The organism is Streptomyces sp. AHA2 (genome assembly GCF_036857595.1).
GTDB lineage: Bacteria > Actinomycetota > Actinomycetes > Streptomycetales > Streptomycetaceae > Streptomyces.
This window is the reverse complement of the sequence record NZ_JAUQWJ010000015.1, coordinates 126,650-153,154: the sequence shown is the minus strand read 5'-3', so window position 1 is coordinate 153,154 and position 26,505 is coordinate 126,650. Positions and strand designations below refer to the sequence as shown.

At 72.2% G+C, this 26,505-nt stretch carries 21 protein-coding genes; 5 read left to right on the top strand and 16 right to left on the bottom strand.

Annotated features, from left to right (window positions below):
* Nucleotides 1-75: 75 nt before the first annotated feature.
* The 4 genes from Q5694_RS26295 to Q5694_RS26280 form a co-directional block, all read right to left on the bottom strand.
* Nucleotides 76-1,323, bottom strand: a complete 1,248-nt coding sequence (locus Q5694_RS26295) for a S8 family serine peptidase (RefSeq protein WP_333935837.1) — start codon at nt 1,321-1,323, stop codon at nt 76-78.
* Nucleotides 1,320-4,637 (bottom strand): right-handed parallel beta-helix repeat-containing protein, encoded by a 3,318-nt coding sequence (locus Q5694_RS26290; protein ID WP_333935836.1) that lies wholly within the window; start codon nt 4,635-4,637, stop codon nt 1,320-1,322. Before Q5694_RS26290 ends, Q5694_RS26295 begins: the two co-directional genes overlap by 4 nt.
* Before the next feature lie 142 nt (nt 4,638-4,779).
* On the bottom strand, nt 4,780-5,964 hold the full coding sequence (locus Q5694_RS26285; protein ID WP_333935835.1) for a ricin-type beta-trefoil lectin domain protein: 1,185 nt from the start codon (nt 5,962-5,964) through the stop codon (nt 4,780-4,782).
* The gene (locus Q5694_RS26280) at nt 5,961-6,779 is read right to left on the bottom strand and encodes a type VII secretion system-associated protein (protein ID WP_333935834.1); all 819 of its coding nucleotides are present in this window, start codon (nt 6,777-6,779) and stop codon (nt 5,961-5,963) included. Before Q5694_RS26280 ends, Q5694_RS26285 begins: the two co-directional genes overlap by 4 nt.
* A gap of 526 nt (nt 6,780-7,305) precedes the next feature.
* Between Q5694_RS26280 and Q5694_RS26275 the strand changes: the two genes are divergently transcribed.
* On the top strand, nt 7,306-8,421 hold the full coding sequence (locus Q5694_RS26275) for a mannose-binding protein (protein WP_333935833.1): 1,116 nt from the start codon (nt 7,306-7,308) through the stop codon (nt 8,419-8,421).
* Here Q5694_RS26275 and Q5694_RS26270 read toward each other — a convergent pair.
* Both Q5694_RS26270 and Q5694_RS26265 read right to left on the bottom strand, forming a co-directional pair.
* On the bottom strand, nt 8,405-8,842 hold the full coding sequence (locus tag Q5694_RS26270; RefSeq protein ID WP_333935832.1) for a thiol-disulfide oxidoreductase DCC family protein: 438 nt from the start codon (nt 8,840-8,842) through the stop codon (nt 8,405-8,407). The genes Q5694_RS26275 and Q5694_RS26270 overlap by 17 nt on opposite strands.
* Nucleotides 8,843-9,026: 184 nt before the next feature.
* On the bottom strand, nt 9,027-12,068 hold the full coding sequence (locus tag Q5694_RS26265) for a family 16 glycoside hydrolase (RefSeq protein ID WP_333935831.1): 3,042 nt from the start codon (nt 12,066-12,068) through the stop codon (nt 9,027-9,029).
* A gap of 294 nt (nt 12,069-12,362) precedes the next feature.
* Between Q5694_RS26265 and Q5694_RS26260 the strand changes: the two genes are divergently transcribed.
* On the top strand, nt 12,363-12,581 hold the full coding sequence (locus tag Q5694_RS26260; RefSeq protein ID WP_333935830.1) for a hypothetical protein: 219 nt from the start codon (nt 12,363-12,365) through the stop codon (nt 12,579-12,581).
* 30 nt (nt 12,582-12,611) lie between these two features.
* Here the strand turns inward: Q5694_RS26260 and Q5694_RS26255 are convergent, their stop codons facing one another.
* Together Q5694_RS26255 and Q5694_RS26250 are read right to left on the bottom strand one after the other, a co-directional pair.
* Nucleotides 12,612-13,481, bottom strand: coding sequence for an AraC family transcriptional regulator (locus Q5694_RS26255; protein WP_333935829.1), 870 nt, complete (start codon nt 13,479-13,481; stop codon nt 12,612-12,614).
* 105 nt (nt 13,482-13,586) lie between these two features.
* Nucleotides 13,587-14,657: a fatty acid desaturase family protein gene (locus Q5694_RS26250; protein ID WP_333935850.1), complete on the bottom strand. Its 1,071-nt coding sequence runs from the start codon at nt 14,655-14,657 to the stop codon at nt 13,587-13,589.
* A gap of 161 nt (nt 14,658-14,818) precedes the next feature.
* Between Q5694_RS26250 and Q5694_RS26245 the strand changes: the two genes are divergently transcribed.
* Both Q5694_RS26245 and Q5694_RS26240 read left to right on the top strand, forming a co-directional pair.
* Entirely contained in the window at nt 14,819-15,352 is a 534-nt protein-coding gene (locus tag Q5694_RS26245) for a 2'-5' RNA ligase family protein (protein ID WP_333935828.1), read from the top strand.
* 91 nt (nt 15,353-15,443) lie between these two features.
* Entirely contained in the window at nt 15,444-16,079 is a 636-nt protein-coding gene (locus Q5694_RS26240) for an HAD-IA family hydrolase (protein ID WP_333935827.1), read from the top strand.
* Between the two features lie 151 nt (nt 16,080-16,230).
* Here Q5694_RS26240 and Q5694_RS26235 read toward each other — a convergent pair whose 3' ends face one another.
* From Q5694_RS26235 to Q5694_RS26205, 7 genes are all read right to left on the bottom strand, one after another.
* Complete coding sequence (locus Q5694_RS26235; protein WP_333935826.1) at nt 16,231-17,034, bottom strand: phosphatidate cytidylyltransferase; 804 nt, start codon at nt 17,032-17,034, stop codon at nt 16,231-16,233.
* Nucleotides 17,031-18,788, bottom strand: coding sequence for a histidinol-phosphate aminotransferase family protein (locus Q5694_RS26230; protein WP_333935825.1), 1,758 nt, complete (start codon nt 18,786-18,788; stop codon nt 17,031-17,033). Before Q5694_RS26230 ends, Q5694_RS26235 begins: the two co-directional genes overlap by 4 nt.
* A 277-nt stretch (nt 18,789-19,065) precedes the next feature.
* Nucleotides 19,066-20,715: an FAD-dependent oxidoreductase gene (locus Q5694_RS26225; RefSeq protein ID WP_333935824.1), complete on the bottom strand. Its 1,650-nt coding sequence runs from the start codon at nt 20,713-20,715 to the stop codon at nt 19,066-19,068.
* Between the two features lie 46 nt (nt 20,716-20,761).
* Nucleotides 20,762-21,676: an AurF N-oxygenase family protein gene (locus tag Q5694_RS26220; protein ID WP_333935823.1), complete on the bottom strand. Its 915-nt coding sequence runs from the start codon at nt 21,674-21,676 to the stop codon at nt 20,762-20,764.
* A gap of 317 nt (nt 21,677-21,993) precedes the next feature.
* Entirely contained in the window at nt 21,994-22,506 is a 513-nt protein-coding gene (locus tag Q5694_RS26215; RefSeq protein WP_333935822.1) for a hypothetical protein, read from the bottom strand.
* 93 nt (nt 22,507-22,599) lie between these two features.
* Nucleotides 22,600-23,166 carry a GNAT family N-acetyltransferase gene (locus tag Q5694_RS26210; protein WP_333935821.1) on the bottom strand — a complete coding sequence of 189 codons (567 nt, stop codon included), beginning with the start codon at nt 23,164-23,166 and terminating at the stop codon, nt 22,600-22,602.
* 236 nt (nt 23,167-23,402) lie between these two features.
* Nucleotides 23,403-25,013 carry a DUF4246 domain-containing protein gene (locus Q5694_RS26205; RefSeq protein WP_443040944.1) on the bottom strand — a complete coding sequence of 537 codons (1,611 nt, stop codon included), beginning with the start codon at nt 25,011-25,013 and terminating at the stop codon, nt 23,403-23,405.
* Nucleotides 25,014-25,136: 123 nt separating this feature from the next.
* Here Q5694_RS26205 and Q5694_RS26200 point away from each other — a divergent pair, with 123 nt between their 5' ends.
* Complete coding sequence (locus Q5694_RS26200; protein WP_333935819.1) at nt 25,137-26,027, top strand: transglutaminase domain-containing protein; 891 nt, start codon at nt 25,137-25,139, stop codon at nt 26,025-26,027.
* An 89-nt stretch (nt 26,028-26,116) separates the two neighbouring features.
* On the opposite strand, the gene Q5694_RS26195 is transcribed toward Q5694_RS26200, so the two are convergent.
* Nucleotides 26,117-26,449 (bottom strand): hypothetical protein, encoded by a 333-nt coding sequence (locus Q5694_RS26195; RefSeq protein ID WP_333935818.1) that lies wholly within the window; start codon nt 26,447-26,449, stop codon nt 26,117-26,119.
* Between the last annotated feature and the right edge of the window lie 56 nt (nt 26,450-26,505).

Here is a 26,505-nt window from a genome sequence, read left to right as displayed (position 1 = left end):
GCCACCTGGGTGGCCCCCGCTCCTGTTCCGCGGCGGGAGGACTGCGGACCCCACGGGGGGCCTGAGCCCCGCGGCTCAGTGTCGCCGGCTCCTGCTGCGTGTTTCCGCCGGGCGCCAGCCCCTGGCGCGGGCCCGCGGATAGGCGAAGGCCGCCCACAGGACGCACAGGACGCCGGCGGTGCCCAGGACGACGAAGAGGGTGGCGCGGTGGGTGACACGGTCCGCCGCCGAGGTGTCGCGCACGGCCACGGGGCCGGAGCCGCCGTCGGCACGTGCCGTCCGCGGGGAGTCCCCGAGGACGGTGGTGACGGCGGCGTAGGGATCCAGCTGCGGGATGTCCGCCGGATAGGCGGTGGCGGTCAGGCGGCGGGTGACGGTGGCGGGGGAGGCGCCGGGGTGGGTGGCGCGGACCACCGCGGCTGCCCCGGCGGCGTAGGCCGTGGCCACCGCGGCACCGCCCCCGAGGTAGTGGCCGTCGCCGCGCGGCCCGCCCGACACCACGCCCGCACCGGGAGCGGCCAGGTCGATGCCGCCGGTGCGCAGGGAACCGTCCGGGCGGGCCCCGCTGGGCAGCATGTCGGCGACGGACAGGACACCCGGCTCACCGGCCGGGTAGTACGTGCGCGGCGGGATCTCGTCGCTGTCGCCGCGGGAGGTCGGGTCGGGGGTGGCGGCCGCGACCACCACCGCACCGGCGCGCCGGGCGTCGGCGACCGCGCGGGTCAGCTCGGGGTCGCGGCGCGGCAGGGCGACCGTGACAGCGATCACGTCGGCCCGGGCCGAGGTCGCCCGGCGCAGCGCCTCCACCACCAGTCCCGCCTCCGGCCGGCCGTACGCGTCGGTGCCCCGCAGGGCGAGGATCCTCGCGTCGGGCGCGACCCCGGCGAGGCTCGGCGTCCTCCCGCCGGTGCCGGCGACGAGCCCGGCGAGGAAGGTGCCGTGTCCCACGCAGTCGTCACCGGCCGCGCCCTGGGCTGTGACCCGTCCGCCGAGCCCTGCCGCGTCGGTGTCGACGCCGGTGTCGATCAAGGCGACGGTCACGCCCGCACCCGTACTGTGCCGGTGCACGCGTGCGAGGTCCAGCCGCTGGCGTGACCAGTCCTGCTTCTTCGCCGTCGCCTCGGAGGCGGGCGTGCAGGCCTCCTGCCCGGCGTCCGGATCGAGCGCGGACGGCATGCCGGGCAGTTGCTGGCCCTTCCCGTCCGCCGCGGCGAGCAGGGGAGGCCGCAGGGCGTGCGCGGTGCCGGCCGGACTCAGCAGCAGGGCGGCGGCGAGACCGGCACCGGACAGCAGGCGGGCGGTCCCGCCGGTGGGCGACTTCATCGGGGTGCCGCCTTCGCGGTCGCGGCGGTGACGTCCTCGGGCAGGAGGATGCGCAGGTCGTCCAGGGTGGGGGCGGCCAGCGAGCTGAGCCGCCCGGCCTGCCGGGTGACCATCGACTCCACCACCTGGCGGGCCAGCCGTGCGTTGCCGAAGGACCGGTCCCGGGGCAGTGCGTCGAAGTACTCCTTGAGCAGCGGACCGGTGCCGGGACCGCACTCGTAGCCCATGCTCGCGGCCTGCGTGCGGACGATGGTGACCAGTTCCTCGGAGGAGTAGTCGGCGAAGGCCACCCGCCGCGGGAAACGTGAGGACAGTCCGGGGTTGGAGGCCAGGAAGCGTTCCATCTCGTCGGTGTATCCCGCGACGATGACGACCACCTCGTCACGGTGGTCCTCCATCAGCTTCAGCAGGGTGTCCACCGCCTCCTGGCCGAAGTCGGCGCTCTCGCCGCGCGGGGTGAGGGTGTAGGCCTCGTCGATGAACAGCACACCGCCGCGGGCCCGTTCGAAGACCTCACGGGTGAGCTGCGCGGTGTGGCCGATGTACCGTCCGACGAGGTCGGCGCGGGCCGCCTCGACCAGCTGGCCCCGCTCGAGGATGCCGAGCTGGGAGAGGATCTCGCCGTAGAGCCGGGCCACCGTGGTCTTGCCGGTGCCGGGCGGACCGGTGAAGACGAGGTGGTGGCTGAGCGAGGGCACCGGCAGCCCGGCGGCCGCGCGGTGGCGGGCGGTCGTGATGAGATTGACCAGGTCCGCGACGCCCCGCTTCACCTCGGCCAGGCCGATCATGTCGCCGAGGCGGGTCAGCGGGTCGTCCTCGGCCGCGGCGGTCCCGGTCGCCTTCGCGGCGGCCGTGGCGGAGACGTCCTCCGGCAGCAGCAGCCGCAGATCGTGCTCACCGACCTGCTGCTGGGAGGCGAGGCGGACCGCCTGGCGGTCCACCATCTCCTCGAACACCCCGCGCGCCGCACGTCCGTTGCCGAAACCGGCGTCCCGCGGCATCGCCTCGAAGTGGGCGGCCAGTGCCTGCGCGGTGCCCTCGCCGAGTTCGTACTGGTGCTGGGCGCACATGTTCTCCATGATCGCGACCAGTTCGGGCACCGAGTAGTTCTCGAACTCGACCGTGCGCGAGAAGCGGGAGGCCAGTCCGGGGTTGAAGGTGAGGAAGGACTCCATCTCACGGGAGTATCCGGCGGCCACGACCACCACGTCGTCGCGGTGGTCCTCCATCAGCTTCAGCAGCGTGTCCACCGCCTCACGGCCGAAGTCGGCACCGCCGTTGCCGCTGTCCGAGGTGAGCGTGTACGCCTCGTCGATGAACAGCACACCGCCCAGCGCCCGCTGGAAGGTCTCGGTGGTCTTGATCGCGGTCCCGCCGACGACCTGGGCGACCAGGTCCGCACGGGACACCTCCACCAGGTGCCCGCTGCGCAGTGACCCCAGTTCGGCCAGGATCGACCCGTAGAGCCGGGCGACGGTCGTCTTGCCGGTGCCGGGCGGCCCGGCGAAGACGAGGTGGCGGCTCATCGGCGGGGCGGGCATGCCCAGCTTCTCCCGGCGCTGCGCGAGTTGCGTCAGGTTGACCAGGGTACGCACCTGCTGCTTGACGTTCTCCAGCCCGATCAGCGCGTTGAGGGCGCCGAGCGGGCCGTCGGCGCGGTCGGGCGGGGGCGCGTCCGCCGCCCCGGACCCCGCCGGATCGGTGTTCTCGGCGCTGCCGGTGCCCCAGGCGTCCCGCTTGCCGTTCCCGGTGCTGTTCAGGCCCTCCACGGCGAGCCGTTCACCGGGGGACGTCTGCACCAGGCCACCCCCCGTGTTCTCCCGGGCGAGGCAGTTGACCAGCGAGACCGGTGCCGTGGACTCCACCCGGAAGCCGTCCTGCGCCCCACCGGTCGCCTCGCAGGCGCTCAGGGAGGCGAGCGCCCCCTCACGGAGCAGGAAGCCGTGCCCCTGAGCGGCGTGCACGACCGTGCGGTTGGCGGTCAGCTCACCGCCGGCGGCCACCACCACGCCGTCCTCGCCGGAGATCTCGATGCGGAAGTCCCGGACGGTGACGTTCCCGCCGTCCTCGACGACCAGACCGCCGGTGGCGGCGTCCGACACGCCACCCCCGGCTAGATACAGCGTGCTGCCCGACGCGGCACGCACGCCCGCGCCCTTCGGCCGGAGTATCTCGCAGTCCTCGGCACGCCCGCGGGCGTCCTTCACGGCCGTCATGCCGTCACCGGACGGCTCCACCAGGCGGGCCCGGCGCAGCAGCGGGTTGGCCCCGCCGCGCACCAGGACCGCCGGTGCGCCGCCGATCACTTCCAGGCGGTCCAGTTCCGGCGCCGAGTCCTCCTCCAGCAGCAGGCCCGTCTCCTCGCAGTCGCGGACGGTGAAGCCGGTGAGGGCAGGAGAGGCGGCTCCGGCGACCCGCAGGGCCGCTGCCCGGGCGCCGTCCACCCAGCAGTCCTCGAAGGTGCCCCGGGCCCGGTCGGTGACCAGCACCCCGTGGCCGCGGGTGCGGGAGACCCGGCAGCGCCGCAGCACCGGGTCGGTGCCCGCGGCCAGCGTGATCCCGTTGCCGGACGCCCCCGTGACGCGTACGTCCTCCAGCGTCGTACGGCCCGCGCTGCTCACGTGGACGCCGGTGCTGGTGTCGTGCACGACGGTGCGGGCCACCGACAGGGAGCAGTTCTGCTCCAGAGCCAGGGAGGGCTTGTCGGTGGAGGAGATGTCGCAGTCCTCGACGGTCCCCCGGGACTCGCCGTTGGCGAGCAGGCCGTTGCCGCGTGCGTCGCGCACGGTGCAGCCCCGCACGCGCGCCTCGCCCTGCTCGGCGAGGACCAGACCGCTGGTCCCCAAGTGCTCGAAGGTGCAGGACTCCACCGTGGTGGGCGTGGTCGAGGTGACCACGATGCCCGCGCCCTGCCCGTTGCTCACCCGGCAGTCCCGCAACGCGAGCGAGCCGGTTCCCCCGGCCAGCAGCGCGGTCCAGGCGGCGCCGACGATCTCACAGCCGTCCAGCGCGGCCTGCCCGCGCCGCACGTCCACGGCCGGTTCCTCCGCGTCGCCGCCGCGCAGGGTCAGCTCGGAGAGCATCACCGCGTCGGCGCGCAATGCGAGCACGCTGCCCGAGCGCGGTCTGATCTCCACGGTGCCCCGCCCCTCGGCAGCGGTGAGGGTGACCCGGGTGTGGATCACGAGGTTCTCCGGGTAGGTCCCGGGCCGGACGCTGATGATCGCGCCGGTCCGGGCCGCCGAGAGTGCCTCACCGATCGTCCGGTAGCGGTCCCCGTCTCCCGGGCCGACCGTCAGTACCTGGCGCGACACGCACCAACCTCCTTGCTGCGGTGTGGTCTTCAGCGTGCGCCCCGCTGGACCGGGGCGCGTGTCGGCGGGCCGACGGATCATCATGTCCTGTCCCGCGCGGACGAGTCACGGCAGCGGTACGCCCGCTCCCGTGGCCGTCCGGTCAGACGCTCCACTTCTGGTTGTCGGTACCGGCGCAGGTCCACAGCTGGAGTCCGGCCCCGTTGCCCCGGTTGTTGTCCTTGATGTCGACGCACTTGCCGACCACGGTGTTGACCAGGTCGTGGCTGCCGTTCAGCGTGAACTGCTGCGCGGCGTTGCCGTTGCACCAGGCGATCTGGATCGGGGTGCCGTCGTCGTAGTCGGCCCCGGCCACGTCCAGGCACTTGCCGCCGATGCGCACGGTGCCGTCCGAGGCGAACCGCCACTTCTGCGCGGGGCCGTCGTTGCAGTCCCACACCCACAGCTGCTTGCCGTCGCTGAAGTCGCCGTCGGGTACGTCGACGCAGCGGCCGGACAGATGACTGTGCAGCGAGACGGGGGAGCCGAGACCGGCACCCGAACCGGTGTCGGCGGGCCGGTCCCCGTCGCCGCCGGACCCGCCTGCGCCGTCCCGCTCGCCCCGTGCCGGTGCCTCGGGCCGGTCCTTCGCCCGGGCAGACACCTTCGGCGCATCCCCGTTCTCGTCCGTGCCGGTGTCCGGCGCGGGGGTGTCACGGGCCGCCGGCTTCTCGGGCTCGCCGGTCGCCTTCCCCGGTTCGGCGGAGGGGCTGGTGGTGGGCGAGGTCGCCACGAAGTCGCCGGGTGCCTCCTGGCCGTCGTCGCCGAGCACGGTTCCGGCACCCGCGGCCTGCTTGCGGCCGCCGCCGTCGTCGTTGCCGCCGAGCACCAGGAAGGGCACCGACACCAGCAGAGCGCCGACGAGGGCCGCTCCGGCCAGCACCGCGGTGCCGGGCCGCCCGACCGGAGCGGCCCGCTGTTGCGGCCGGTCGATCGCGGTCCGGGTGACGGTACGGACGAGTGCGGGCAGCCGGCTCTCGGCCGCTGCGGCGGAACCGGGATCGGCCTCGCCCTCGGTCCGGCCGGCGGGAAGCGTCCCCGTCACGTCGCGGGTGGTGTCGCCCTCGGGCCCGGCCGCGCTGACGGTCGCGGAGGGTCCGGGCCGTGCGGCCTCCTCGGACTCGGAGGTCTCCTCGGCGGTCCCCGAGCCGGTCTCCGTCGTCGCCGCGCCCGGCTCGGTCACCGTCCGCTCCGGGGCGGATCCGGCGGCGGAGGGCGTCCCGCTCCCGGAATCGGCCGCCGCGAGGGCGCCCGGGGCGGTGGAGGGGTGCTGGGCCGATCGCGTCACGGGGTCCTCCCTGTGGTGTGGGGCCGGGGTTCGTGCGGGCCGCCGCTCCGGGAGCGCGCAGCGACCGCGGCATCGGCAGTGGGGGTGCCGTCCGGGAGGGGCGAACCGGCAACGGCGGGCCCGGCGTCCTGCGCGGTGGCGGCTCCGGAGACGGGGACGCGGTCCGCCGGGACCAACAGGGGAGCCGCCGCCCCGGGGTTGACCAGCAGCACGGTGCCGGAACCGCGCAGCGAACGGGCCAGCTCCTCCACGGCCAGGGTGTCGTGGTGAAGTGCCGGGGACATGAACGCGTGCGGCGCCGAGGTGAACAACAGCATCACGGGCGCCCCGTCCCGTCCGGCGGCGGTGAGCGGCCCTCCGCCCGGGCCGCGCACGACCGTGACCTCCGCCTCGGCGAGAGCCGCCAGAGCCTCGTCGACCGAGCCGTAACCGGTGGCGGCCCGCTGCGCCGCGGCGTCCACGGCATCCGTGGGCTCGGGCCAGCCGAGCATCCGCGCCGAGGGGCGGTAGGCGGGATTGGCGCGGTACTCGGCCACGTCCCCGCTGTCGTCCGCCCGCCATTCACCGACCACCGCCCAGTCGGGCGGCGTCCGCTGCTGCGTCCACTCCGGGTCCACCACGCCGACCCAGTGCCCCGGGGCCCGGCGGGCGGCCTCGCGCACGGCGTCGGGTATCTCGGGTACCCCGGGTGTCTCGGATGTGTCGCCGGTGTCCCCGGCCCCCGCGACGGGTGGTCCGGTGGGGGCGGGGCCGGCGGCGTCAGGTGTCACCGGCAGGGCGCCCTGCAGGGCCGCTCGCCGTTCTCGGGGCCGCATCTCCACCTGAACTCTTGGGTCCCTACGCATACTTGGGTGCCGAACGGCATGGATACACGCCGACACTGATCGGCCGGGCCAACAGGATGCCACACCGCCCTGGTCCGTAGGTGTCCGAGCGAGCTCCGTATGGACCCGTGGTGTGCCCGTTTGCTGCCCGGGTGGGGAACGTTCCGGGAGCAGCGAGGCGCCGACGGACAAAGCGGCACCGGCTGTCGGGACGGCAGCGCGGACGTCACACCGCGGACGGGTTAAGTTGGCCTCGTCGTCGGACTCGTCGACGTACAGTGCGGCCCGGCCGTACGGCAGGCCGGAGTCCTGCCGCGTGCCGGGCTGCTCGCAGCGCGTCGGAGCTGCGTCCGGGGGCCACGGTGCCGGGACGCTCGACGACGCGCACGAGCCGAAGGCTCACCCGGGCGTGGCACTGCCCGACGCCCGCCGGACGCACGGGCGTTCACCCTGCCCGCCCCCTGTGCGGGCCCCCTGCCCACCACCGACAGCTCCGCCACCGAGGAGGAGTAACCGCATGTCCCCCCAGCACCGCACCCCCGGCGCGAAAGCGGAGAAGGCCGCCGACCCCGGCGAGGAGGAGAACGGCTCCCCGTCCGGCGCCTCGGCGTCGACGGCTCCGGAACCGGGCCGGGCCACCACGCCCACGGGGGAGCCGGGCACCGCCTCGGCGGGAGGGCCCTCCGCCTCCGCGGCCGCCGCCGAGCGGGAGCCGGGCAGCACCGAGCCGGGCCCCACCCCGGCCGCAAGTCCCGGCACCCCTGAGGCGGGGCCCGGTGGTACGTCGGCCCACGCCCCGGCAGCGGCCCCCGACACCGCCGCCCCCGCACCGGAAGCCGCCACGACGGCACAGGCGGCCGCAGCCCCCGAGCGCCCGGCCGCGCGCATCGGCGTGGCCGCCGCTGCGGCGGTTCCCCCGCCCCCCGGCTCCGGCACGGACGTTCAGACCGGGCGACCCCGCAAACCGGTCCTGGCGGGAGCCGCGGTCCTCGGCGCCGTCCTGGTCGCGGTGCCGCTGCTGCTGACCGGCGGCGGACGCGACGACGACGGCCGCGACGCCTCCCGGACCGTGACGGCGGGTGACGCTGACACCGTCCTGAAACCGGAATCGGCCCCCGCCGCCCTCGACGACTACGTGGCCGAGAAACCCAGTGCGTCGCCCCGGAAGAAGAAGCCGGAGAAGAGCGCGGCGCCGGTGGCCGCCGCGCCGCAGCCCGTCGCGGTCCCGCCGGAGCCCAGCCCGAGCAGCTCGCCCACGAAGAAGCCCAAGCCCAAGCCGAAACCGAAGCCGAAGGCCGCCCCCGAACCGGACTGGGGCACCGCGACCATCTCGGCGACCAGCGTCCTGGAGGTCAACCAGGCCTGGACCACCAACCGCATCCGCATGATCATGCAGACCGACGGCAACCTCGTCGTCTACAACGAGAAGGGCAAGCCGATCTGGGCGTCCATGACCTTCGGCGAGAACCACCGGGCGATCTTCCAGCAGGACGGCAACCTCGTCATCCACAACGGTGCCGACCGGCCCATATGGGCCGCGCGCACCCACGGCCACGACGGTGCGCAACTGGTTCTGCGGGCGGACGCCAAGGTGGTCATCGTGCACAACGGCGGAGTCATCTGGTCGACCTGACATCTGCCGCAGGATGCGACGACGCGGCGGGCTGCGCCCGGGGCACCTTCGCCCCGGGCAGCGCGCACGCCGCCGTCCCTCCCGGCAGCCGCATGCGGTTCTCGGCCACGAGACGATAGACGGCGTGGGCGATCCACCGCACGGGCGGAAGAGTGAGGACGGCTCCCACGACGGCCCACAGCCCACCGGCGCCGAGCAGGATCTTCGCCACCGCCTGGGCGCCGCCGTACACCCGCCCGGTCGGCGTCACCCACAGGGCCTCGTACCGGGCGCGGTCCGCGGTGACGCCGAGGGCGTCGAGATCAGCCTGCTGCCAGGCCACGACCTCGCACCGCGGCCGCACCATGCGCCGGACGACGTCCACCGACGTGGTGCAGAAACCGCAGTCGCCGTCGAAGATCAGTGCTGGTCGGCTTCGCACCCCTCCATCGTCCCTCACCCGCGCAGGGGGCGTCGTCCGGCCCGCGAAACGGACGGCGGCCGGTGACCGGTGACCGGCAGGAGACCGGACGGGGGCCTGGCGGCCGCCGCCACCAGCCCCCCGTCCGCACACTCCGCGGACGCCCGTCAGTGGCGGCACACCGCGGAGGGCTGCGCAGGACGCACTACAGGGGGCGCACCTGGACGTTGCGGAAACGCACCTTGTTGCCGTGATCCTGCAGGCGTATCGCTCCCGCAGCGGACGTCTCGGCCCGGCCGGACGCGGTGGGCCCGTCGAGGACGAGGTCGTCGTGGACCTTCTTGCCGTTCCACACCACCGTCACCCGGGCATCGGCGGTCTTCCTGCCCTGCTCGTCGAAACGGGCCGCACGGAACACGACGTCGTACGTCTGCCATGTCTCCGGTCTCGTCGCCATGTTGGCGTCGGGTGCCTTCTTCCGGTAGATGGCCCCGGCCTCGTCGGTGTCCAGGGAGGTGTCGCCGTAGGAGTCGAGGATCTGCAGCTCGTAGCGGTCCTGGAGGAAGATGCCGCTGTTTCCCCGGTCCTGGCCGGTGACGTCCGGCGGGAGCAACGGCACACGGAACTCCACGTGCAGGGCGAAGTCCTGGTAGGCGTCCTTGGTGCGGATGTCGCCGCAGCACACCTCCATCGACTTCTCCCCGGTCAGCGGCCAGGCCACCGTGCGCCCGTCCGTGTGCTGCCACTGGGACTGCGACCCGGCGGTGCCGTCGAAGAGCGTCACCCGCGCACCGTGCGGACGCACGGTGATCAGGTCGAGATTGACGTGGCCGGTGTCACCGGCCTCGAACCGGTAGGAGAGGGAATTGTGACCGGCGCGCAGTCTCAACCGCTCGGTGCGGGTGGACCAGGAGTCCCAGTCACCGGTGGAGGGCAGCAGGGTCTGCCGGACCTTCTCGCCGTTGGCGTACAGGGAGAGGGACTTGGTGCCGGCGAACGGGTTCGGTCCGTTGGAGTAGCGCAGGTTCACGTCGTACGTGCCGCTCCTGGGGACGGTCACGTCGAAGGTCGTGGCGACCTCGCCCTCGGTGGCGTACCGGTCGACGAAACCGCTGCCGGAGTATCCGGAGTGGTCGGTGTTGATCCCGGCCGCACCGGTCAGCCGGGCTTCCTCCGCCTCGTACAGGGTGGCGGCCGGCGGCTGCTTCCCGGGCAGGGCGTTGAGCGTGTACCAGGCCTCGGTGCTCCACAGCGCCTCGCCGGAGGCCGAGGTGAAGGGACGCGGGGAACGCAGGTGCACCACGTACCCCGGCTTGAGGCCGTCGGTGCGCAGCCGGACGGTCCGGCCGTCGCCGGAGAGCGTCGCCGAGCGCACGGCGAGCTTCTCCTCCCCGATCTTCGGGCCGCCGTAGTCCTTGGTCGGCGTGTAGCGCCACTGCTCGATCCGGTAGCGCGCGGCGAGCTGTGCGGCGGTCTGCTCGGACACCGGCTGGGTGTACGTCAGGTCGAAGCCGCCCGGGACGGCACGCATGGTCTTGATGTCGAAGGTGTTGCCGCCGTTGGGGGTCAACTTCTGCAGACCGAAGCGGAGTTTGCCCTCCTGGCCCCAGTTGCCGTCCGCGCCGAGCCCGCCGGCGTAGACGGCGCCGTCGGGGCCGAGGGTGAGGCGGTTGACGCCGGCCTCCAGGCCCTGGGTGTAACGGAAGACGGCACCCTGGTACTGGCCCTTGACCTTCTCCAGGTAGGCGCGCTGGAGACCGCCGTAGGTGACGTCACCGATGAGCATCTGGCCCGCGAACTGCCCCTTCTTCAAGTACAGCGGAGTCGAGGGCGAGTTGGCGATCTCGTTCTGCGGCAGCCAGAGCACCGGCGAGGTGACGGGGGAGGACTCGAAGGGTCCGGCGGGCTCGGTGTAGTGGTTGAAGAAGCGGCCCTGTTTGATCTGCACCAGCTTCGACGAGGGGAGCCAGCCGCCCTGGTTGTCGGTGGTGAACAGGCCGCCCTCCGGGCCCCATCCGATCCCGTTGGGCGTACGCAGCCCACCGGCGACCGGGCTGATCCGGCCCGTCTTCTTGCTGATCCTGTAGGTGGTTCCGCGGTCGGGAGCAGGCTGCGGGGTGGTGGTCGCGCCGCCGTAGTCGATGGCGACGGACAGGTTCACGTAGAAGTAGCCGTCGCGGTAGAGCAGGCCGAACGCGAACTCGTGGAAGTTGCCCCCGTAGGGCCAGGTGGCCACCGTGCGGTACGTGTCGGTGACGTCGTCACCGTCGTCGTCCACCAGCCGGGTCAGTTCGTGTTTCTGCGAGACGTACAGGGACCCGTCGACGTACTTGATCCCCATCGGCTCGCGCAGCCCCTCGGCCACCTTCTCGACGGTGACCTTGTCGCGGCTGGTCCGGCCGGTGACGTTGCCGAGCAGGTACACCTCGCCGGCAACGTTGTCAGTGCCGCCCCAGGTGCTGATCGCCAGTCGTCCGTCGGGCAGCCAGTCCATGCCGGTGACCTGCGGTTCGAATCCCTCGGGCCGCAGGTCGGTGAGGTCGAGGTCGGGACGTACGGAGGTGAGGGGCAGCCCGTCGCCGGGGGAGTCGCCACCCGCCTCGCACTCCTTGCGGCCCGGCGCCGTCACCCGGACCACGCCGGCGTCGGTGCTCAGTGCCTCGCGCGGCACGACGGTGAACTCGTCCTCGCCCGGCGGTTTCCAGGCCAACTGCACCTGCTGCCCGCCGTCGCGTTCGAAGTGGTCGACGCGCAGGGGGTGCGGTCCGGCGGTGAGGTGGACGGTGGCGTCCTTCGGTTCGGCGCCGTGCAGACCGTCGTGGTCGATCACCGTGGAGCCGTCGAGCGACAGGCGTGAACCGTCGTCGCTGGTGAGGCGGAACACGTACGACCCGTCGCGCGGGGCGATCAGATGGCCGGTCGCCTCGGAGACGAACCGGTCCTCGAACCCGCCGAAGTCGGCCGCCGTGGACCAGTCGACGGTGGGCATGAGCTTGTCGTGATTGGGGGTCTGCCCCGGCTTGAGGGTGCACAGCTTGCTGAGCGGAGTCTGGACGTCGTAGACGCGCAGCGTGATGCCGGGCTCCTGCGGCGGGATGTCGGCGGCAGCGGCCGGAGAGGGCTCGGTGACCGTCGGGGCGGGGTCGGCCGCGACCGCCGGCGTGGCGAGGGCACCGCCGGCCAGGACGGTGGACGTGAGCAGTGCGAGGAAGTGTCTTCGGGCTCGGGGGAAGGGTCGTTGGCGCAAGGGGTCCTCCTGTGCTGGGGACCGGACCGTGCCGGATCGTTCCGGTCGTTCACGGGGTGGAGCGCGGTTGCGCCGCAAAGGTAGGAGACTTTCGCTTGTCATGTCCAGACTTTGTCATCGATGTGTTCAAAGTCGGTCCGCAGGTCCTGACGGACCGTCACGGACCCCGTTCGCCGGCCGCGGTGAGGTGCTCGAGTGTTCAGAATCCCGCGAGGGTGGAACTGATCATGAGAGGGTGCACGTGGGCCCGGGAGGCGTTCCGGGAGTGGGCCCGGGGGAGAGGCGGTGACGGCCGTGACCGAAGAAGGTGGGCGCGACTGGGTGTGCATGACCCCGGACGACTTCGACCGCGAGGCGGCGCCGCGCCCTGAGGTGGACACCCGCATCCCGGCCGAGCTGGACGAGTGCGGTACGGCGCCCCTCTTCGGTGAGGAGCCGGCGCATGCTCCGGCGGGGGCGCGCCGGCCGGCTGAGCGGCCCGCTCGACAAGTCATGCAGGGGCGGCTGTTCTGACGTCCGCTCCCCGGCCCGGCCGCGCGTCCGTCAACCGGGCTCGACGGGCAGCCACAGCTCGCAGGTGGCGGTGGTGAAGTCGTCCGCGTGGTCGAGGATCGAGACGGCCGACGGACCCGGTCGCAGCCGCCAGGGGTTGGAGGGGAACCACTCGGTCGCTGTCGCCGCCCAGGCCGTCTGCAGGGCCTGCGGATGCGGTCCGCTGGTGCGGAAGACCGCCCACCTGCCTGCTGCCACCTCGATGGCGTCGAGCCCGTCCGGGACCTGTGTGTCCCGGTCGACGGCGACTCCGTGCAGGTAGGTCAGTTCGGTACCCTCCCGGCCGTCGGGATCGACATCGTCGCTGACCTGCAACAAGCCGCTCGGTTCGGTGTTGCTGAGGGTCTTCAGCCGCTGATGCTCCTCCACCGGCAGTGCGGCGATGTGCTCCTGGATGCGGGGGTTGACGCCGTGGTGGATGAGCGGCACACGGACGGCGTGCCCGACCAGCCGGAATGCGGGCCGGTCGACGAGGCGGGTCTCCATGGGAGTACTCCCTTCGACGGTCAGGCGGAACCTGAGCTGCGGTTGGGTACGCAGGGGACCTCCGTCGCGGCGCACCTCACCGGGTCCGGCGCCGTGCACCGCCCGGAACGCGCGTCCGAACGCCTCACTCGAGCCGTATCCGTACCGGACGGCGATACCCAGCAGGTCCCCCTCGCCGCGGACCACATCGGCGGCGGCAAGCGTCATGCGCCGCCTGCGCACGTACTCCGACAGCGGCATGCCGGCGAGGGACGAGAACATCCGGCGCAGGTGGTACTCGGTCGTGCCGAGCGATCCGGCCAGCCGGCCGACGTCGAGCTCCTCGGTGAGGTGCTCCTCGACGAGGTCGACGAGCTGGTTGAGTGCCGAGATCATGAGGCCTCCTTTCGGCTCCAACCCTGGCACCGGGCGGGGTCACCGCGCCTGATCGCCGAGGACCGGTTCGATCGGTGGCCCGGACCGAGACGCTCGGGCTCCGCGTCAGGACCGCTCCGGGGCGTGTCGGCTCTCCCGGGCGCGCAGCGGCTCGCCGACGCTCCCGAGATGCCGCAGTGCCATGCGGTACGACTCGACCAGCCCGGCCTGGTGGTAGGGGACGCCCAGTTCGGCGCAGTACCGCTCGGTGATGTTCTGTGCCGTGGCCAGGGCCGGTGTCGGCATGCTGGGGAAGAGGTGATGCTCGATCTGGTGGTTGAGCCCGCCCATGAAGACGTCGATCAGTACGCCGCCCCTGACGTTGCGCGAGGTGAGCACCTGGCGGCGCAGGAAGTCCAGCCGGGTGCCCTCCTCGATCATCGGCATGCCCTTGTGGTTGGGGGCGAACACCGAACCGAGGTAGATGCCGAAAAGAACCTGGTGAACGGCGATGAAGAGGAGAGCCTTGCCGGGGGAGAGGACCGCGAGGATGCCGCCGAGATAGACAGCGAAATGTGCCACGAGAAGGGATCCCTCGAGTACCGGCCTCTTCACCGAAGGGCTCCTGAGGGACCGGAAGCTGTTGAAACTGAGATTGAGCCCTTCGAGGGTCAGCAACGGGAAGAAGAGCGCGGCCTGGTACCTCCCCACGAAGCGCGGCAGGCCTTTCGCCTTGCGTGCCTGCCGGCGCGACCACACCAGGATGTCCGGCGAGACGTCCGGATCCTTCCCTTCGTGGTTCGGGTTCGCGTGGTGGCGGGTGTGCTTGTTCATCCACCAGCCGTAGCTCATGCCCAGCAGGAGGTCGGCCACCAGCAGCCCGCCCGCCTCGCTGGGCCGGCGGCGTGAGAAGACCTGCCGGTGGGCGAGGTCGTGGGCGGCCAGCCCGAGCTGGCCGAAGACGACCGCGAGGGCAACGGCGACGAACAGCTGAGCCCAGCTGTCTCCCAGAGCCACGAACGCTCCGACGCATCCCGCGAGAGCGGCGGCGACCACCCCGAATCGCACCGAGTAGTACAGCGGACGTCGCCGAAGAAGCCCGGCCTCGGTGATCCGCCGCGACAGTTCCGAGAAATCACTCCCGCCCCGGTGCGCGTTTCGGCCGGACGCCGCCGACGGATCGACCGGAAGAACCATGGAATTCGTCATGTGATCAGTGTCGGAGCGATTCCCCGCCGACAGAATGGCGCGCACCCCCTGACGAAGGTGCAGGTAGCACCACCCCGGCCCGGGGGAGGGCCGCAGCCGGCCACCGCAACGCGGGCGCGGGCGTCGGAGATCGTCGATAGGCTGCGGCGGTGCGCACCGTCGAGTTGTTGCCGGATGAGGCTGCGGAGCGAGTCGTCCGGGAGGCCTGGCGACGGCTCGCGGACGCGGGACTGCCCAGTCAGGCACGCCACCGTTCACCGACGAACAGTCCGCACATCACCCTGGCCGCCTGCCCGGAGCTGACCGCGTCGATCCGCTGGGAGCTGACCGAGGCGGCTGCCACGCTGCCGCTGCGCGCGCGGTGCACCGGTGTCGTCCGCTTCGAGCGGCCCACGTCGGTGCTCGCCTGGGCGCTGGAACTCGATCCCGCCCTGGCCGCACTGCAGCGCCGTGTGTGGGAGGCGGTGGCCGCGGACAGTCCCGCCGACGCGCTCAACCCCTTGCACGAGCCCGGGCGATGGGCCCCGCACATCACCCTCGGACGCACGAGGCGCGCCGGTGCCTTCGCCGACCGGCGGATCCCAGGCCTGCTGCCCGCCCCACCCGCGTCGTTCGGACTCACGATCCTGCGCAGTTACGACACCGAGACCGGCACCCTGGAGGTGCTGGAACCCCGCGGGTGAGCCGATCTCCTGTGCACGGGGACGGAGGCGTCAGTGAGCACGGAGCGGACGGGCCTCCGGCCCATGAGCGGGGTGCTGGTATGCATGGGGCGTGGAGAGCGCTGAAGAAGTCCTCGATCTGCCCTTCGACGCCGTCCTGTGCGACCTCGACGGGGTGCTCCGCTTCTACGACACCGCTGAGGTGGCGCGCCTCGAGACGGCTGCGGGGCTGCCGGCGGGCACCACGGAGGCCATCGGCTTCGCCCCCGAGAACGACGTGCCGCTGTTGCTCGGGCGGATCACCAGGGAGCAGTGGGCGCGGTCGATCGCGGAGAACCTCGCGCCCCGGGTGTCAGCGAGCGAGGCCCGTGCGTTGGCCAAGGCCTTCACGGAAGCGGGCTTCTGGGCGGACCAGGCGGTCGTGCGTCTGCTGCGTCGGGTGCGCAGGTTCTGCCCCGTCCTGCTCGTCACGAACGCGACGGTGTGGCTCGACGAGGACCTGGCGCTGCTGGGACTCGCCGACCTCGCAGACGGGGTGATCAACAGCTCGCTCGTCGGTGTCGCCAAGCCGGACCGGCGGATCTACGAGATGGCGGCGGAGAAGGCCCGCGCTCGCCCCGACCGCTGCCTCTTCGTCGACGACCGGGAGGAGAACGTGGAGGCGGCGCGTGAGCTGGGAATGACAGCCGTGCTGTACCGCACGGTGAACGACCTCGAGAAGGCCCTCGCCGGGCTGCTCGGTGGGTAGGCGGTTCCACCTGGTCCGCGCGGCCTCCCGGCGGCACGGGCGGCTGGGTACGACCCCGCGGGGAACGCGCGCCTGGCTGCAGTGCCAACGGTACGTCCGGGACGAGACTCGCGTGCCGGCCGAGCCGGCCCCCGCCGGACCACGAACCCGTTCACCCCAGGACGACCGCCACCGCCAACGCGCCCACCAGCGAGTCGATCCGGTCCAGCAGTCCTCCCGCTCCCGCCAGCCACCGACCCGAGTCCTTGACCCCCGCACCGCGCTTGACGAGGGACTCCACCAAGTCGCCCGCCGGTCCGCCCACGGCCACCGCGACCGCCGCCTGCCAGCTCCACGCCGACAACAGCGCGAGTACGGCGAGACCCGCGGCCGCACCGCACAGCGTGCCACTCCACCGCTTGGCCGGGGACAGCCGCGACAAGCGGGGCCCGCCCAGCCGCTGCCCGGCGAAGTACGCGACCACGTCGGCGATCGACACCGCGGCGAAGAGGGCCAGCCCGAGCGCTCCCAGCGGCGCCAAGGCGGCCAGCACCCCCAGCCAGAGCAGGCCGAGCAGGCCCGTGCCGAGCCGCCGCAGCCCGTCGTCCGCATCGCCACTCACCAGGAGCACGGCGACGAGGGCCAGGGCCCCGGCACCGGCCACCCGGCCCACCTCGTCCGGTGCCCACGCGGCGGTGACGATCAACGCCGTCACCGCCGAGGCCAGCACCGCCCGATCGGGACGGGGGAGTCGGGCCAGCGACCCGAACTCCAGCACCGCCACCAGCGCGACGACGGCGGCGAGCAGCGCGATGCCGGGCCGCCCCCACCAGAACGCGGCGGTCACCACCGGCACCCCCACCGCCCAGGCACACCACCGGGTGACCAACTCCCGTCGCCGCGACGCCCCCACCGCCACACCGCTCACCAGCAGGGCACCACCGAGCCACGGCGCCAGCGCGGCCACCGAGGTCACCGTGCCGCCCCGGCGGTCGCCACCTTGCGTGCGCCCGCGTGCAGGTGCCCGAGTGCCGCCCGGTAGGCGTCCACGATGCGGGCGTTCTCGCCGGTGCCGCGGACCGCGACACGCACCGTGCGGCCCTCGTACGCCGGCGACAGCGGTGACAGGTCGCGCAGGTACACACCGTGCAACCGGACGTCCGCGACCAGGGAGGCGGCACCCGGTCCACCGGGCGGCAGAGTGAGCGTGAGGAAGTTGGCCACCGACTCCTCGACCGTGACGGAGGCGTCCACGGCGGCCAGGTCCCCGGCGAGCCGTGCGCGCAGCTCGTGCGTGCGCTGCAGCCGGCCGGCGTAGTAGCCCGGATCGCGCAGTGCCGCCACCGCCGCGAGCTGGGCGGGCAGGCTCACCGCCCACGGTGGCGTCCACCGGCGCAGCTCCGCCGCCGTGCCCGGCTCGGCCACCAGGTACGCGGCCCGCACCCCGGACAGGGCGTACGTCTTCGACATCGAGGTGCAGACCACCACACGCGGATCCCGCGCGGCGAACGAGGCGAGTGACTCGGCGGGATCGACGTATCCGAGGTAGGCCTCGTCGATCCACCAGCGCGTCCGGGCGGGCGCCGCGGCGATCACCGCGGCCAGCTCGGCGGCCGGCGCGTGGCGGCCGGTCGGGTTGTTGGGGTTCACCACGACCACCAGGTCGTACGAGCCGTCCGCGACGACCGCCGACAGCCGCACCGGATCGATGCGCCAGCCCTCCTCGCGCCGCAGCCGGAACCGGTCCACGCGGCAGCCGATCACCCGCTCCGTGACATGGGCGTACTCGCCGTACCCGGGGTCCATCAGCAGGACCCGGCTCGCCCGCGTCAGCCACCTGCCGAAGGCCCGGAAGATCAGGTCGGAGGACCCGGAGCCGACGGCAAGCGTCTCAGGGGGCAGGTCACGCACTGCCGCGAGCTCCGCGAGCAAGCCCTGCGCGCCGGTCGGGGGAGAGGTGCGGGCGACCCATCCGGCGTCCTCCGTGAGCACGGCGCGCGCCCCCGGGGCCGGGGGGAACCACGCGTCGAGCACATCGGCGGTGATCACCTCCTGACGCCGTTCGAGCGTGCGGAAGTCCGCGCCGATCGCGGTGAACGAGGCACCCCCGTGCTCGCAGCCGTCGGGCCCGGGTGCGAACGCAGCGTCCAGCCGCCAGTCCACGCCTCCCGCCAGGCGCGCGAGGGCAGACGCATGCCGTTCCGCCGCACACCGGGACAGCTCCGTCACCTCCGCGGTCAGCACCTCGAAGTCGACCGCGCCGCTGCGCACGGTACGTCCGGCGGAACGCAGGCCCGCCGCACGATACATGCCGATCAGGTCGGAACGGCCCATGGCCACCACGCGCCGCCCGCCGCGGGAGGCGATCCAGCGCAGCGCCGCGTACATCAGCAAGGCGCCCGCCGCCCCGGACCGGGCGTCCGGCTCGACGGTGAGCAGCCGCACCTCGAAGACGTCGTCCGCGTCCAGGAGCGGAAGTTCCTCCCGGGTCAGGTACTTGTCCAGCCCGTACCGTCCCACCCACGGCGGTGTCACGCTCACGAAACCGACACGGTCCGTGTCCCGGGCCGCGACCAGGTAGACGTTCGCACCGTCCAGCCCGTCGGCCAGCCGCCCCTCACTGTTGAGAGGGTGCTGGCCGAGCTCCTCCGCGTAGACGCGGTGCCGGAGTTCGTGGATCCACGTCAGGTCGTCGACGTCGGCGGAGCGCAGGGTGAGTGGACGGCTCATCGAAACCTCTTCGTACGAGGGAGGAAAGGCGGTCCAGTGTGACGGCGGCCGATCTCCGAGAAGCAGGGGAGAACAGCTCGGACGCTCTGAGTACGCGTACTCAAGCGCTCACGCCCGACGGTGGTGTGCCATGTGGACGGGATGCCGATCCTCCCGAAGAGGCGCACCGGCGTGTGCGGGACGCCCGGGCAGCGCCGCACGGCCTGCCTGTCGCAGGCCCTGGCCGGGCCGAGTCACCCGTCTCCGGGGGCCGGGCACGGCGGCCGGGCGTCCGCCTTCACCGAGCCGATCCACGCTGGGACGCCGTGCCCGGCTCCGCGACCGTGGCCGGCTTGGTGCGCGGTGTGCCGTCCGGTCCGCCGCGCAGACGCTCCGCCCGGTCGATGGCGGCCATGCCACGGCCGTCGACCGGACGCGGCACCCTGCGGCGGGCCAGTCGCGAGAACGACTTCGCCGGATGGGCGGGCTCCGCAAGGACGTCCGCGGCGGCGTCGGCGAGCAGGCTGCTCACCGTTTCGGCGGCACACGCCCGGTTGGCGCCGATGCCGCCCGACGAACCGCGTTTGATCCATCCCACGACGTACGTCCCAGGCAGTCCGGCGACCCGGCCCGCGTCGTGCGGAACGGTTCCGGTGACCTCGTCGAACGGCAGCCCCGGTACCGGCGTACCCCGGTAGCCGATCGCCCGCAGCACGGACCCGGCGGACACCGGGGTGTCCCCGCTGCCGCCGGTGACGCGCACGCCGCGCACGATCGCCTCGTCCCTGCCCACGATCTCCGTCGGCGCGGAACGGAAACGCAGCACGATACGGCGGGCCGCGCCCGGCGCCCGTGACCAGTCCACCTTCTCCCGCCGCACCCGCCTCAGCACCGCGCCGATCTCGTGCGGCTCGGCCGCCTCGATCGCGCTGCCGATGCGTGGATCGTGGTCGTCGACGACCAGGTCCACCCCGGGCAGGTCCGTCAGGGCGAGCAGTTCCGGCCGCGTGCAGGCGGCGTTCTCCGGGCCGCGGCGGCCCAGGACGACCACCTCCCGGACGGAGGCGTTGCGCAGAGCCCGCAGTGCGTGGTCGGCGATGTCGGTGCCGGCGAGCCGCTCGGGGTCGGTGACCAGGATGCGGGCCACGTCGAGGGCGACATTGCCGTTGCCCACCACGACCACGCGCTCGGCGGACAGGTCGACCGCGTCGGGGGCGACGTCAGGACGGGCGTTGTACCAGGCGACGAACGTCGTGGCGGACACACTGCCCGCCAGGTCCTCCCCGGGGATACCGAGCCGACGATCGGCGGACGCACCCACCGCGTACACCACCGCGTCGTGATGGGCGGCGAGTTCCTGCGCCGACACGTGTTCCCCGACGTCCAGCCCCAGCAGCGTCCGCACCCGCGGGTGGGTGTGGAAGCGTGCGAAGGTGTCACCGATCTTCTTGGTGGCGGGGTGGTCGGGGGCGACGCCGAACCGCACCAGACCACCCGCGACCGGCAGCCTGTCGATGAGGGTGACCTCGGCGGCGGTGTGCAGCAGCAGATCCTGGACGGTGTACATCCCGGCGGGGCCCGTGCCGACGACGGCGACGCGCAGCGGCCGGAAGTCGGCCGGGAGGATCCGGTCGAAGGTGGGCCTGTCCCAGACGTGGAAGTTCGGGCTGCCCTCGGGCGGTTCGGGTGCCGGGGCTCCGGCGAAGTAGGCGGCGTTGATGTCCGCGTAGGCCCGCTGGGGGCCGGTCAGCTGATCCACGGGGAAGACGGCGTCCACCGGGCACGCGTCGGCGCACGCGCCGCAGTCGATGCACGCCCTCGGGTCCACGTACAGCATCTCCGTGCTGCCGAACTCCCGTTCCTGGGGTGTGGGGTGGATGCAGTTGACCGGGCAGACGGCGACGCAGGTGGCATCGGCGCAGCAGGTCTGGGTGATGGCGTAGGTCATGGCGTCCTGGGGTCCGCTCTGCTCGGCAGCGCTGCCGGTGGGTCGGTCAGATCAGGTGGGCACGCTGGTAGAACACCAGGGCCGGCTTGGTCAGCAGCCGCGCCGAGGCGAGGAACTCCATGAGGCCGGCGCAACTGGAACGCATCATCGCCTTGTGGTGCTCGTTGCCGCGCGCCTCGGCGAGTGCCCGCTCGGGGTCGAGCCCGGCGTTGGCGTAGACGGACTCGTTCACCATGCTCGTGACGATGACGTAGGCCGCCACGGCGATCACGAACGCGTGGATGTGCCGGCGGACCGGCCCCGCCTTCGCCAGGTGCCGCCGCGTCTCGTCGCGGGCGAACTTCATGTGGCGGGACTCCTCCACCACGTGGATGTTGTTGATGGTCCTGACGAACGGCACGACCCGCTCGTCCCGCATCCAGTCACGCTGCATGACGTCGAGGACCTCCTCGGCGACGAGGATGGCCGCGTAGGCGGCTTCGCCGAACGCCAACGTCTTGAAGGCCCTGCCGAGTTCGACCGCAAGGCGGCGGGGCCGGTAGGCCGGCGCCTCCAGCTTCCCGGCGCCACGGGCGAACATGATCGAGTGCCGGCACTCGTCCGCGATCTCGGTGAGCGCCCACTGGACCGCGTCGTCGGTGGGGTCCTTGGCATAGACGTCCCGGAGGATCAGCTGCTGGAGGATCATCTCGAACCAGATGCCGGTGCTGGCCACGGAGGCGGCTTCCTGCCGGGTGAGCTCCTTGCGCTGTGCCTCGGAGAGCTCCTCCCAGTACGAAGTCCCGTACAGGGTGCTCCACTCCGGGCTGGCGCCGTGGAAGTCCTTGTCGAGCGGCGTCTCCCAGTCCACCTCGGTCACGGGGTCGTAGGAGAGTTTCGCGGCCGAGTCCAGCAGTCGGCCGGCGACTCCACCGGCCTGAGTGCCGCGCTCGACTCGCGGCCGGGCCGTGCTGCTTGCCATGCTCTCAACTCCTCGGTCTCGAGTGACGGGCCGTATCCGTCTGTGGCGCGTGTGATCGGGGGACCTTCCAGGGGCGTCCCGGGTGCCGGAGGCTGCCCACGGGTCTGCGGATCCGCCACCGGTGTGAGGCGGCCATGAGGCGGCGTGCGGTACGGGTGACCGCTCGACCCCCTTGTTAGACGGAATGTATAACAAGGGGCCGGGGCGAGCCTACCCCTCGGTAAGAAGAGGTTCCTCCGGATGGGCCGCCGCCGCTCCCGGGCGTCGCGGCGTGCAACCGTGCCGAAGCTCTGGACTTGCTCAAGAGGCGCTTCGGGTCACCCCGGCGCCGGGCATACTGCGGGCAATCCGGGCGCAGCCCGGCGTAAGGGGGACGTTGTGTTGATCGCATTCCTTTTGGTGGGCGGGTTCGCCCTGGTGCTCGTCACGGTGGTGACCTGGGTGGTGCGCCGGGCATGGCGCCGCGCCTGGGCCGATCTGGGCGCGCGGGCCGCCGCGCACGGCTCGAGCGCCGCGGCAGGGCGTGGGGGGTGGCCGACCGGCAGCCCGTACGGCGCCGCCGGCAGTGCCTCCAGCGCGTCGACGGTGCACGACCACGGCAGCCGCGGCGACGACTCGTCCTGGTGGGCGGCAGGCGGCGGCGACAGCTCCTCCGGCGGCTGTTCCGGCGGCGGTTCCTCGTCCTGTGGCTCCGGCTCGTCCTGCGGGAGCAGCTCCTCGTCCTGCGGGAGCAGCTCGTCCTCGTGCGGCAGCAGCTCCTCGTCCTGCAGCAGCTCCTGCTGAACGGAGTCGTCCCGCACTGGCCGGCTGGGGTGCCCGGCTTCCGCCACCGGCTCCTCGACGCCCAGCCCCGGCCATGGGATTCGCACCCTCGCCGGGAGGAGGCGCACGGTGGTGACGCGCCAGGCCGATCCGGGCCGGCGTCACCGCACCGGCGGGTACCGATGGGTGGCCCAGTACTCGGAGGCGGTGATGCCCATGAGGACGACATCGTGGTAGCCGCCGGCGAAGAACTCGTGCTGGCGAAGCCGTCCCTCCTCGACGAACCCCAGCTCGCGATAGAGGGCGAGGGAGGCATCGTTGAAGGCGTAGATCTCCACCTCGCACTTGTTGCAACGCTGCTCGGCGAACATGTAGGTGAGGACCAGTTCCATGGCCTCGGCCGCATATCCCTTCCGGCGACTGCGGGGGGCGATCTCGACGCCCGTCTTGAAGCGTCCCGCGCGGCGGTCGGTTTCACCGACGGTCACGGATCCCGCGAAGGTGCGCTCGTCCAGCGTCTCGATGACCAACCGGAACGCATCCCCGCCCGGAGGTCGGCCGGCGCGCTCAGCGGTCCAGATACGGAAGCTCTCCTCGGAGCGGGGAGGCTCCACGACGTCGGCGTTGCGTACATCGACCGTGTGCCGGGCGAGATCACGGAAGCCTTCCCAGTCCTCCGGCTCGACGCCCCGAAGGCGTACCTTGTCACCCGTCCACATGTCACTCATGGCGCCCGTCGCTTCCATCGGTTGCGGGCGCCGGCGGCCCTGCACGTCAAGCGCCAGATGTTAGCGCCGACGAGCGAGCGTGCCACCGTTTCTGCCCGCCGTGGGCTTCGGTCGGCCTCCGTCGCTGACGCGATGGTCGCGGGTGCCGGCGGGGTCCGGGCGGTTGCCGGTGATCTCGTGGATCGCACCGGCAACCGACGCGTCCGGTCCGCACCGGGTAGGCGGGAGAGAAGCACTCAATGCTCGCAGAGGGAGAACTCCCGCTCGTAGAGCCGCTCGTTGTGCTCGTCGACGAAGAACTTGCGTTCCTGCATCAGTTCTTCGCGGTACCTCCTGGCCTCGTCGAGTGTCATGGTCGACGTGGCGGACCACGGTTGCTGCGGCGGGACGTCGGACGTCGACACGATCCGGTGCGACGGATCGACCAAGAAGAACGCGAGGATCTTGCGATGACCCGGCCGTGCGGGGTCCTCCAGGCGGAACGAGCCCACGCGGTGCTGCAGGATGTTCGGGAACGCCAGGCAGCGGCCCGCGGGAGTCGATGCCGATCCGAGCACCTGGTTCAGCGCGTCCTCGTCCTCCAGGCCGTAGACCTCACGCAGACCGTTGTCGTCGTTCTGCTCGTAGTCGGGGTCGTCGAGTGCCGTACGGAAACTCAGCCTGCTCTCGGTGATGTTGTCGCTGTCCCAGTAGTAGATACCGGTCGACACGATCCGCTCGTTCAGCATTCCCTCGACATGCCAGGAACCACCGGGATACTCGGGCTTCTCCGGGGTGAGACGAATCGTGGCGAGCTTGACGATGACCTGGAGGCTCCGGCCGCGCAGGTCGACTCGGACGGACGCATCGGGTGTTTCGGGGGCAGTGAAATCAGGGGCGTCCGGGATGACCGGACGGCGGTCCTCCCACCATTCGTCGAAGGATTGCTCCCATGCGCGGCAGGCCTCCGAATAGGCCGCTTCGTCGTTGAAGTCGTCCCTGTTCGGATGCTCCGGCTCCGAGTCGTACCATCCGTGCGGATCGGCCTCGATCCGCAGGGGACGCGGGTGGCGCAGATCGGTGAGCACGTTCTCCCAGAGGGGGCGCATGCGCGCGAACAAGTCCGGCAACACCGAGGCCAGTTGCCCGTGCTTCTCGGGATGGACGTTGTTGACGTACGAGCGGAAGGTGACGTCGCCGTCGCCACTGACGTCGACGTCCGTGGGCAGCCATTGGAAGCGTTCCGAGAACTCGTGCTGGGAGTAGCGGTCCGTCGGATTCCGCCAAGCCTCCTCGGGCGCGCCGCTCACGTTCTTCACCAAGCAGAACAGCGAAGGATGGACGAGATCCAGAACCTGCCCGCCGGATCCCGGATGCCAGTCCAGCTCTTCCTCGGGAACCTGTTCCAGGGTCTTGACCGCGGTCCGCAACCGCGACCTGAGGGCGTCGTCGACGAGTGAGTCCGACTGCCACACTCCGTCGACGGCGGACACTTCGATGCCGGTTCGCTCGTCTCGCAGCGCTGCGTAATGCGCGAGCTCGGCGATGACGAAGCGGGCTTGCGCATCGGTGAGACCCTGGGCGACCGCTTCTCGCGTCCACTTCGCCACGATGTCGGGATCGTTCATCTTGTCGAACCACCCGGGCTTCGCCCGGATGTGTGCGCTGCACTCCATCATGCGAAGTTCCCCCAGTGTCCGCGGCCGTGCGAACGGCAGGGAACGGGCGGCATGAAAAGGCAACGGAAACGCGGACAAGCTGGTCAAAGTTTGTCGATCCTCCGAGACGGTGTGCGGTGGCGGGAAGAATACTTCAGGGCACTGACACCGTCTGCCGATGACGTGCCTCGACGAGGAGACCCCGCCCACCTCCTTGTGGGTGGGGCAGCCTGTTGCCCCTCCCCGGTCCGCCACCCAGTTGAACGCGTTCAAATACTCTGTAAGTATGAGCCCCGCCCGGTGCGCCGCACCTGGCGGGGAGGAACGAGTGCCATGACCAGTTCGCTGCTGACACCGAGGAGACGCGTCCTCTTCGACGCCGCACCGGACGCCACCGGCAGTGCGGCGCCGACGGCCATACTCGACTGGACCGATGACCGTGTGGCGACACTGATCCGCAGCATCGGCAGGGCGACGGTGCGCGAAGATCGCGGAGTCGGCTCGCGAGCCGGTGGACGGCTGGACACGCTGCGGCGAGCCCACACGGCGATCACGGGCGCGGTGCGCCCCGTCTACTCCGTGCAGGACGAGCGACCGGTGTCCGAGGTGCTTCGCCGGGGCCGTGGCTCGTGCAGCCAGCGGCTCGCTGTCCTCGAGGCGGTCGCCAGGGGGAGTGGTACCGCGACCAGGGTGCGGGGCCTGCTGGTGGACGGAGCGTTCTGGTACCCGCGCTTCCCGCGCATGCGGCAGGTCGTACCCGACTGTGTCGTACTGGCCTGGCCGGAGTTCCTCGTCGAGGCGGAGCCCGAGGCGGCTACGGACGGTGGACGCGAGGGCGCGAAGGTGCGTGAGCGCTGGCTGACGGCGTCCGAGATCTTCGGTGACCTGGGCCGGTTGCGTCGGGGGGCGGGCGGCGGCTTCACCAACAGTGGATCGGAGACGCTGTTCGAGGCGCTGTCCCGGACGGCGGTCGACTGGGACGGAGTCATCGTCTGCCCGACCGAGGCGACCGCCGACGGCCCCGCCGGTGCGGGCACCGGTTCGGGAACCGGTGAGGACGCCAACGCGAGGACCTGCGACCTGTCGTCCTACGTCGTCGCGGACCTCGGTCGTTTCGACTCCCGCGACGAGCTCTTCGCGCAGTACGGCCAGACCCTCTGCCCTGTGGCCAGGCTGCTGGCCGAGCCGGTCCTCGGGCGCTGGGCCGCGGGGGCTCGGGGCTGAGCGCCGGGCCTGCCGGCGGCAGTGCGCCGGGCACCTGGGCGGTGGGCGACCGCCCCGCCGGTGCACCGGGGAAGAAGCAGGACCCCCTCTCATCCGCACGGAGCCTGCGGATGAAGTCTCAGGACCCCGTCCACCATCCTGCCCGTGCGTGCCTCTCGGGCGAGTACGGCCAGCCGCTGCAACAGGCTGTGCCCCTCGCACAGAACGGTCTCGTGCCCGCCGTAGGACTGCAGATTGATCACTGCGGCTTCGACGTGGCCGATCTCGCGGACGAGCATCGGCACCCCCTCGGCGCCGGAGGCGAGCGCGGCACCGGCTCGGGCGTAGAGGACGGGGAGTAACTCCGCCCCACTGGCGTTGCGGATCGTCTGCGCGTCCGCGTCGCTCTCCGTCTCCAAGCGCTGCCTGGCGTGCTCGATCACCCGAGTCAGCGTCTGGAAGTCGGCGTGGGCCAGGTCGAATGCCCGCTCGTCCGTCT

Coding starts and splice junctions, on each gene's coding strand:
- Q5694_RS26295 (WP_333935837.1), bottom strand. CDS start 1,323: ATGAAGTCGCCCACCGGCGGGACCGCCCGCCTGCTGTCCGGTGCCGGT.
- Q5694_RS26280 (WP_333935834.1), bottom strand. CDS start 6,779: ATGCGGCCCCGAGAACGGCGAGCGGCCCTGCAGGGCGCCCTGCCGGTG.
- Q5694_RS26275 (WP_333935833.1), top strand. CDS start 7,306: ATGTCCCCCCAGCACCGCACCCCCGGCGCGAAAGCGGAGAAGGCCGCC.
- Q5694_RS26255 (WP_333935829.1), bottom strand. CDS start 13,481: ATGATCTCGGCACTCAACCAGCTCGTCGACCTCGTCGAGGAGCACCTC.
- Q5694_RS26250 (WP_333935850.1), bottom strand. CDS start 14,657: ATGGTTCTTCCGGTCGATCCGTCGGCGGCGTCCGGCCGAAACGCGCAC.
- Q5694_RS26230 (WP_333935825.1), bottom strand. CDS start 18,788: ATGAGCCGTCCACTCACCCTGCGCTCCGCCGACGTCGACGACCTGACG.
- Q5694_RS26225 (WP_333935824.1), bottom strand. CDS start 20,715: ATGACCTACGCCATCACCCAGACCTGCTGCGCCGATGCCACCTGCGTC.
- Q5694_RS26220 (WP_333935823.1), bottom strand. CDS start 21,676: ATGGCAAGCAGCACGGCCCGGCCGCGAGTCGAGCGCGGCACTCAGGCC.
- Q5694_RS26210 (WP_333935821.1), bottom strand. CDS start 23,166: ATGAGTGACATGTGGACGGGTGACAAGGTACGCCTTCGGGGCGTCGAG.
- Q5694_RS26200 (WP_333935819.1), top strand. CDS start 25,137: ATGACCAGTTCGCTGCTGACACCGAGGAGACGCGTCCTCTTCGACGCC.